This window comes from Streptomyces shenzhenensis, assembly GCF_021462265.1.
GTDB classification, from domain to species: domain Bacteria; phylum Actinomycetota; class Actinomycetes; order Streptomycetales; family Streptomycetaceae; genus Streptomyces; species Streptomyces shenzhenensis.
In genome coordinates this window covers 43,798-51,996 of the sequence record NZ_JAJONF010000058.1, presented here as the reverse complement: position 1 = coordinate 51,996, position 8,199 = coordinate 43,798, and the positions used below count along the sequence as shown (strand labels likewise).

Below are 8,199 nucleotides of genomic sequence, written 5' to 3'. Positions count from 1 at the left end.
CGCGAGGGCCGTCTTCTCGGCGCTCGCCGCGCTCTTGGCCGGGGTCAGGCCGGCGACCTTGAGGGTGTGGCTGTTCGCCTTGACGACCCGCTCGGTGGCGCCCGACTTGGCGGTGTCGACGATCAGGTCGCCGCCGAGCACCGGGAGGCCGGCGTAGGTGCGCTCGTAGCGTGTGTGCAGGGTGCCGTCGGCGTCCTTGACGACATCCTTGACGACCAGCTTCTCCTGGGCGCCGAGGCCTATCGCCCTGGCGGTGGCGGCCCGTTCGGCGCTCGCGTCGCGGAGCAGCTCCGCGCGCTGCGAGGGGGACAGCCTGACGGCGGAGTGGGCCGGGTTGGCCCGGCCCGCCTGCGGGGCCGCCGGGGCGGCGCTGGCGGTGCCCGACTGGACGGCGGCGGCGATCAGGGCGGTGACGCCCGCGAGGGCGACGGCGGCGGTGCGCCGGTACGTGCTGTGGGGGGTGGTGTGGGGGGTGCGTCTGCGCGAGGAACTGCTTCTCAACACTGACTCCTTCTGCATGGCCGCGGGTCGCACGGCCAGGGGAGATCCGGACGGCGGGTGGGCCGGCCGGGCAGAACTGGGCGGAACGCGGAACCGTGTGCGTGTGCAGTACCGGGCTCGACAGCAGCGGTGGGGCGAATCTGTGGGGTTGCTGTGAGCCGGCCGTGGGAAGAGTGGCAGCAGAAAACGCCACCTGTCAGGACCACGTCAGGAACTTGGCCGGAAAACGTTCGTTGACCGGCTGTTCGTGTTCGGTATGCGGATCACCGGGGAGCGTCAAGGGCGGCAGGCGGCAGGCGGCAGAGGCCGCGCCGGTGACTGCGGCTCAGGGCGCCTTCTCGCCGTGCCAGGTCGCCCACAGCGCCGCGTACGCGCCGCCCGCCGCCACCAGCTCGTCGTGCGTGCCGACTTCGGTGAGCAGGCCGTTCTCCATCACGGCCACCCGGTCGGCGTCATGAGCGGTGTGCAACCGGTGGGCGATGGCGATGACCGTACGCCCTTCGAGCACGGCGGCCAGGGCGCGCTCGGTGTGCCGGGCGGTCGCCGGGTCCAGCAACGCGGTCGCCTCGTCCAGGATCAGCGTGTGCGGATCGGCCAGCACCACCCGGGCCAGCGCCAGCTGCTGGGCCCGGGAGCCGTCGGTGGTCACCCCGCCCGTGCCGAGCGGGGTGTCCAGGCCGTCGGGCAGGCCGCGCACCCAGTCGTCGGCGCCGACGGCGGTCAGCGCCGTCCACAGACCGGCGTCGGTCGCGGCCGGGTCGGCGATCAGCAGGTTGTCCCGGACCGTGCCGAGGAAGACGTGGTGCTCCTGGGTGACCAGGACGACCTGGCGGCGCAGCCGCTCCGGTTCCAGCCCCGCGATCGGCACCCCGCCCACCGTCACCGTGCCCGAGCCGGGCGCGTCGACGCCCGCCAGCAGCCGGCTCAGCGTCGTCTTCCCGGCGCCGGACGGCCCGACCACCGCGAGCCGCTCCCCGGGCCGCACCGTGAGGTCCACCCCGCGCAGCACCTCGCCGCCGCGCTCATAGGCGTACCGCACCCCGCGCACGTCGATCCGGTCGTCCGCCGGAGCGGGCGCCGCGCCGTCCGGCACCACCCGCGGGGCCCGCGCCAGCCCCTCCACCCGCGCGAACGAGGCGCCACTGGACTGGAGTTGCTCCACCCGCATCAGGATCTGGTCCAGCGGTTCGGTGAACTGCCGCAGATACAGCGCCGCCGCCACCACCACTCCGACGCCCACGTGCAGCAGCCCGCCGATCAGCAGCACGCCGGACACCGGCACCGCGTACGACACCTCGACGGCGGGGAAGAACACGGTCCGCAGCCACAGGGTGTAGAAGCGGGCCTTCCGGTTGGTCTCCAGCGCGTCCCGGCTCGCCGTGATCCGCTGCTCCTGGAGCCGGAACGCCTCCACCGTACGGGCGCCCGTGACCGTCGCCGTGACGATCTCCGCGACCCCGGAGGTGGCCGCGCCCTCGGTGAGATAGCCGTCCCGGGCCCGGCGCAGATACCAGCGCAGCGCGCACCAGATCGGGGTCAGGCCCAGCACCCCGAACGCGGCCAGCACCGGGTCGAGGACGAACACCGCGCCCATCACGAACAGCGCCTGCACCGTGTTGACCAGCAGCTCCGGCCCGGCGTCCCGCAGGGTGGTGCCTACGGTGCTCACGTCGCCCGTGCCGCGCGCGGTCAGGTCGCCGGTGCCGGCCCGCTCCACGGCCGACGCGGGCAGCGCGAGGGCCCGGTCCACGAACCGCTCGCGGACGCGGGCCAGGGTCCGCTCGCCGAAGCGGTGGCCCAGGTAGCGGGCCGCGCGGGCGAGGAGCAGCTGGGCGAGGGAGCAGAGCAGGATCCACCGGGCGAGGTGGTCCACGGCGCCGACCCCGCGGCCGGCCCGTACCTCGTCCACGATCCGGCCGACCAGCCACGGACCGGCCAGGCCGGCGGCGGCCGCGGCCGCGTTCAGCAGCAGGGCGGCGGCGAAGGCACCGCGGTCCGCCTTCACCAGGCCGAGGGTGGCCCGGCGGACGTCGGCGCGGCCGGCGACGGGCAGCTGGCTCGTCGTCACCGTACGACCTCCTCGTCCTGCGTGTCCCGGGCCACCAGGGCCCGGTATCCGGGTGCGTGGTCGAGCAGTCGCTCGTGAGTGCCGGTCGCGGCGACCTTGCCGTCGACCAGGAAGATCACTTCGTCGGCGTGGGCCAGCATCAGGGGGGAGGTGGTGGTGAGGAAAGTGGTACGGCCGTCGCGGGCGGTGCGGAGGCGCTCCGCCACGAGGGCCTCCGTGTGGGCGTCGAGGGCGGAGGTGGGTTCCACGGCGAGGAGGACCTCGGGGTCGGCGAGGAGGGCGCGGGCGAGGCGGATGCGTTGACGCTGGCCGCCGGAGAGGTTGCGGGCCTGGGCGGTGAGTTCGGAGTCGAGGCCGTGGGGGAGGGCCTGGACGATGTCGTCGGCCGCGGCGGCGTGGAGGGCGCGGGTGAGGGGGGCGGACGGGGGTGCGGCTTGAGGGGCGTCGGCGGGTGCGGGTGAGTGGGGGCTGGTCGCGCAGTTCCCCGCGCCCCTTCGGGGCGCGTCGTAGGCGCCCATTGCGTTGCGCAGCGTGTCCGCGAAGAAGTGGGCGTCGTTGTCGGCCACCAGGATGCGGGTGCGTACCTCCGGCAGCGGGACGGCGTCCAGGCGTACCTCTCCCCACGTCACGTGGGAGGGGGTGTAGCGGCCCAGGCGGTCCACCACCTCCCCCGTCTCCGTGGAGCTGGCGCCCACCAGGGCCGTCAGGCGGCCCGGGCGGACCCGTACGCCCGACTCCGGGTCGTGCAGGACGGCCGGTTCGGCCGGGGCCCGCCGGGTGCCCTCGTCCGGTGGGGGCTCGTGGCGCAGGAGACGTACGACCCTGCGGGCGGCCACCACGCCCCGGCTCAGCTGGTAGCCCATGTCGAGGAAGAACGCGACCGGGCCCACCAGGACGGCGACATAGCCGTAGACCGAGACCAGCTGACCCACCGTGATGTCGCCGCGGGCCGCCATGCGGGCCGCGATCCAGGTGACCACGGCGAGGAAGACCGTCGGCAGGCCCATACCGAGGGCCTGGACCCAGCTGGCGACCGCGCCCACCCGGTAGCCCTGGGCACGCAGGTGCTGGGAGTCGCGGCGGAAGGCGTCCGCGAACAGGTCCTTGCCGCCGAGGCCGTTGAGGACGCGCAGACCGCCCGCAAGGTCGCCGATGCGGGCCGTGAGGACGCTCTGGCGTTCCCGGTACTCGGCCTCCCTGCCCTGCAGCCGCCGGGCCAGCGGGCCCGCGATCAGGGCCACCACCGGCACCCCGAGCAGCACCACGCCGGTCAGCAGGGGCGAGATCGGCATCAGGAGACCGGCCACCACCGCGTACACGACGATCGCGCCCACCCCGGGGCCGACGACGGTCAGCGCCTGGGAGATGGTGTGCACGTCGGAGACGCCGATCGTGACGATCTCCCCGGCACCGGCCCGGCGCGGCAGCTCGGCGCCGAGCCGTACCGCGTGCCCGACGACCACCTTGACGGTGCGGAAATAGGCGTCCATCCGCACCCGGGTCATCGTGCGGTGGCGCATGATGCTGATCCACGCGTTGACCGCCCCGAGCAGGAAGATCGCCGCCGACCAGCCGGCCAGCACCCCCATACGGCCCGGCACCAGGCCGTCGTCGACGGCCCGGGCCATCATGTACGGCGTCCCGGCCATCAGCGTCAGCCAGACGCTGCCGAGCAGCGCCCCGGCCAGCGAGCGGCCCGGCTGGCGGGCCACCAGCCACCACAGATAGGCCCAGCCGCCGCGTGTGTCCGGCGTGCCCGGATCCTCGTACGCGTCGATCACCCTGCCAACCCCCGTCCTCACGGCTACGCCAGACTGTCCCGCCACGCCCGGTGCAGATCGGCGAACCGGCCCGTGCCGGCGATGAGTTCGGCCGGCCGGCCGTCCTCGACGACGCGGCCGTGTTCCATCACCAGCACCCGGTCGGCGATCTCCACGGTGGACAGCCGGTGCGCGATCACCACCGCCGTACGGCCCTTGAGCACGGTCGCCATCGCGCGCTGCACGGCCCGTTCGCCGGGGACGTCCAGCGAACTGGTCGCCTCGTCGAGGATCAGCACCGCGGGGTCGGCCAGCAAGGCGCGTGCGAAGGCGACCAGTTGGCGCTGCCCCGCCGAAATGCGCCCGCCGCGCTTGCGGACGTCCGTGTCGTACCCGTCGGGCAGCGCGGTGATGAACTCGTGGGCGCCGATCGCCTTCGCCGCCCGCTCGATCTCCTCCCGGGTGGCCTCCGGGCGGCCGATGGCGATGTTCTCGGCGACCGTGCCGGAGAACAGGAACGCCTCCTGGGTGACCATCACGACCCCGCGCCGCAGTTCGGGCACGGTCAGTTCGCGCAGGTCGACGCCGTCGAGGAGGACCCGGCCGGTGGAGGGGTCGTAGAAGCGGGCGAGCAGTTTGGCCAGCGTCGACTTGCCGGCGCCGGTGGAGCCGACGACCGCGACCGTCTGCCCGGCCGGGAGGGTGAGGTCGAAGCGGGGGAGCACCTCGCCGCCGGTGCGGTAGGCGAAGCTGACCCCGTCGAAGACGACCTCGCGGCCGGGGAGTCCGGTCGCCGGCGGGGGCAGTTCCCTCGGCACCGAGGGCTCCGGGACGGACGGGGTCTGGGCCAGCAGACCCGCGATCTTCTCCAGGGAGGCGGCGGCCGACTGGTAGGAGTTGAGGAACATGCCCAGGCGGTCGATCGGGTCGTACAGCCGTCGCAGGTAGAGGACGGCAGCGGCCAGGACGCCCAGTTCCAGGGAGCCGGACGCCACCCGGTAGGCACCCCACAGCACGATCACCGCGACCGAGGTGTTGGCCACCAGCCGGGAGCCGACCACGTACCGCGCCATTTCGAGGAGAGCGTCGCCGTTCGTGCGCTCGTGGCGGCGGTTCAGTACGGCGAACTCGGCGTCGTTGGCGGCCTCCCGGCGGAACGCGCGCACCGGGCGGATGCCGTTCATCGTCTCCACGAACTTCACGATCACCGCCGCGATCGCCGTGGACCGCGCCTTGTACACCCGTACCGCGCGCCGCTGGTACAGCCGGACCAGCAGGTACAGCGGTACGAAACTGGCCACCGCGACCGCGCCGAGACCCGGGTCCAGCCAGAGCAGCATCGCCGAGATGTAGAGGAAGGACAGGATGACCATGACCAGCTCCTGGAGGCCCTCGGCCAGGAGCTCGCGCAGCGACTCGACGTCCGTGGTGGAGCGGGAGATGAGGCGGCCGGACGTGTAGCGCTCGTGGAAGTCGATGCTCAGGGCCTGCGCGTGCCGGAAGATGCGGCCGCGCAGGTCGAGCAGCACATCCTGGTTGACGCGCGCGGACGCCCGGACGAACGCGTACTGGAGGCCGCCGGCGAGCAGCGCGCTCAGGCCGTAACCGGCCGCCACCGCGAACAGCGGGCCGTGGTCGTGGCGGCGGAACGCCGGTACGGCCGTGTCGATGGCGTACGCCACCAGCAGCGGGCCCGCCTGCACCGCCGCCTGCTGGAGCAGCAGCAGGAGCGTGGTGCCGGCGACCCGCGCCTTCATGGGGGCGAGGAGCGAGCGCAGCAGGGTGGCCGTGGCGCCGGGCGGGGTGGGCAGGACGTCCCGGTCGAAGGGGTCGCCGCCGGCGGTGCCCGCCGTCTGCGGATGCGGGCGTTCGTCGTCCTCGTCGGGGGCGGGCAGGGAGGTGGCGGCGGTCATCGGCGGTGATCCTCCCCGGACATCAGGTGGGCGTACTCGGCGTTGGTGCGCAGCAGTTCGTGGTGGGTGCCGACGGCGGTGACCCGGCCGCCGGAGAGCAGGGCGACGCGGTCGGCGAGCAGGACGGTGGAGGGGCGGTGGGCGACGATCAGCGCCGTGGTGTCGGCGAGTACGTCGCGGAGGGCGGCCTCCACGGCGGCCTCGGTGTGCACGTCCAGGGCGGAGAGCGGGTCGTCCAGCACGAGGAAGCGGGGCCGGCCGACGACAGCCCGCGCGAGCGCGAGGCGCTGGCGCTGGCCGCCGGAGAGGCTGAGGCCCTGCTCGCCGACCTGGGTGCCGGTGCCCTGGGGGAGGGCGTGCGCGAAATCGGCCTGCGCGACGGCGAGGGCCCGTGCCAACTCGGGTGCCCCGGCGCCGTCGTCGGCCCCCATGAGCACGTTCTCGCCGACGGAGGCGGAGAAGAGGGTGGGTTCCTCGAAGGCCACGGCGACGAGGGAGCGCAGTTCCGCACGGGGCATGGCCGTGATGTCCCGGCCGTCGAGGGTGATCCGCCCGGAGGTGACCTCGTGCAGGCGGGGGATGAGCGCGGTGAGCGTGGTCTTGCCACTGCCGGTGGCGCCGACGAGGGCCATGGACTCACCGGGGCGGATGTGGAGGTCGACCCGGTCGAGGGTCGGGGGCGAGTCGGGGGCCGCGTCCGGGTAGCGGAACCGCACGTTCTCGAAGCGGATGCCGTCGGGTTCGGGGGCGGAGGAGAGGGGGCCGTTGTCGGGTGCGGTCCGGTGGGGGCTGGTCGCGCCGTTCCCCGCGCCCCTTACGGGGCGCTGTTCAGCCGCGTGTCGAGGAGCGCCCCGAAGGGGCGCGGGGAACTGCGCGGCCAGCCCCGGCGCACCCGCAGTCGACGGCGCACCCGCAGTCGACGACGCATCGGCGCCCTCCTGCCACGCGTCCCGCACCTCGAAGTACCGCTCCGTCGCCGTTGCCGCCTCCTGGCTCATCGCCAGGAGGAAGCCGATCGACTCCACCGGCCATCTCAGCGCCAGTGCCGTCGACAGGAACGCCACCAGCGTCCCCGCGCTCAGCTCGTGCTCCGCGACCTGGACACATCCCCACAGCAGCGCCGCCCCGATCGCCACCTCCGGCAGGGTCACGATGACGCCCCAGATCGTCGCCAGCATCCGCGCCTTGCGCAGCTCCGTGCCCCGCAGGGTCCGCACCAGTTCGCGGAACGCGTGCGCCTGGCTGCGGTGGCGGCCGAAGCCCTTGATGATGCGGATGCCGAGCACGCTCTCCTCGACCACCGTGGTGAGGTCGCCGACCTGGTCCTGGGCGAGCCGGGCCACGCCCGCGTACCGCTTCTCGAAGATCGCGCACATCAAGATCACGGGGATCGTGGGGCCGAGGATGACCAGGCCCAGCGTCCAGTCCTGCGCCAGCATGATGAGTACGCCGACGAGGATCGTCACCCCGTTGACCAGGAGGAAGGTCAGCGGGAAGGCGAGGAACATGCGCAGCAGCATCAGGTCGGTGGTGGCCCGGGAGAGCAGCTGGCCGGAGGCCCAGCGGTCGTGGAAGGCGACCGGCAGGCGCTGGAGATGACCGTAGAGGTCCGCCCGCATCTCCGCCTCGACACGGGAGAGGGGCCGGGCGACCAGCCAGCGGCGCAGGCCGAAGAGCAGTGCCTCCGCGATGCCGAGCAGCAGCAGGTACAGCGCGCCGAGCCACACCCCGGCCGGATCGCGGTCGGCCACCGGGCCGTCCACCATCCACTTCAGGACCAGGGGGATCACCAGCCCCGTGCAGGAGGCGACGATCGCCACGAACGCGGCGACGGACAGCCGCATCCGCACCGGCCTCACGTACGGCCACAGGCGCAGCAGGACACGGACGGCTGAGCGTTCCTTGGCAGTTGCACGTTTCGCAGGCATCAGGGCGAGCCTACGGATCGGCACTGACA

General features: G+C 73.6%; 4 protein-coding genes and 1 pseudogene. All 5 read right to left on the bottom strand.

The annotated features are described in order from the left end of the window. A pseudogene (locus tag LQ326_RS41885) lies at positions 1-501 on the bottom strand (M4 family metallopeptidase); the annotation flags it as partial. 325 nt (positions 502-826) lie between these two features. Beyond that, the gene (locus LQ326_RS41880; RefSeq protein WP_234544332.1) at positions 827-2,569 is read right to left on the bottom strand and encodes an ABC transporter ATP-binding protein; all 1,743 of its coding nucleotides are present in this window, start codon (positions 2,567-2,569) and stop codon (positions 827-829) included. After that, the gene (locus LQ326_RS41875) at positions 2,566-4,350 is read right to left on the bottom strand and encodes an ABC transporter ATP-binding protein (RefSeq protein WP_234544331.1); all 1,785 of its coding nucleotides are present in this window, start codon (positions 4,348-4,350) and stop codon (positions 2,566-2,568) included. The genes LQ326_RS41880 and LQ326_RS41875 overlap by 4 nt, the downstream gene beginning before the upstream one ends. 23 nt (positions 4,351-4,373) lie before the next feature. Continuing rightward, a complete protein-coding gene (locus LQ326_RS41870; protein ID WP_234544330.1) occupies positions 4,374-6,242 on the bottom strand; it encodes an ABC transporter ATP-binding protein in 1,869 nt (622 codons plus the stop codon). Then, a complete protein-coding gene (locus LQ326_RS41865) occupies positions 6,239-8,170 on the bottom strand; it encodes an ABC transporter ATP-binding protein (RefSeq protein ID WP_234544329.1) in 1,932 nt (643 codons plus the stop codon). The genes LQ326_RS41870 and LQ326_RS41865 overlap by 4 nt, the downstream gene beginning before the upstream one ends. Positions 8,171-8,199: the final 29 nt, after the last annotated feature.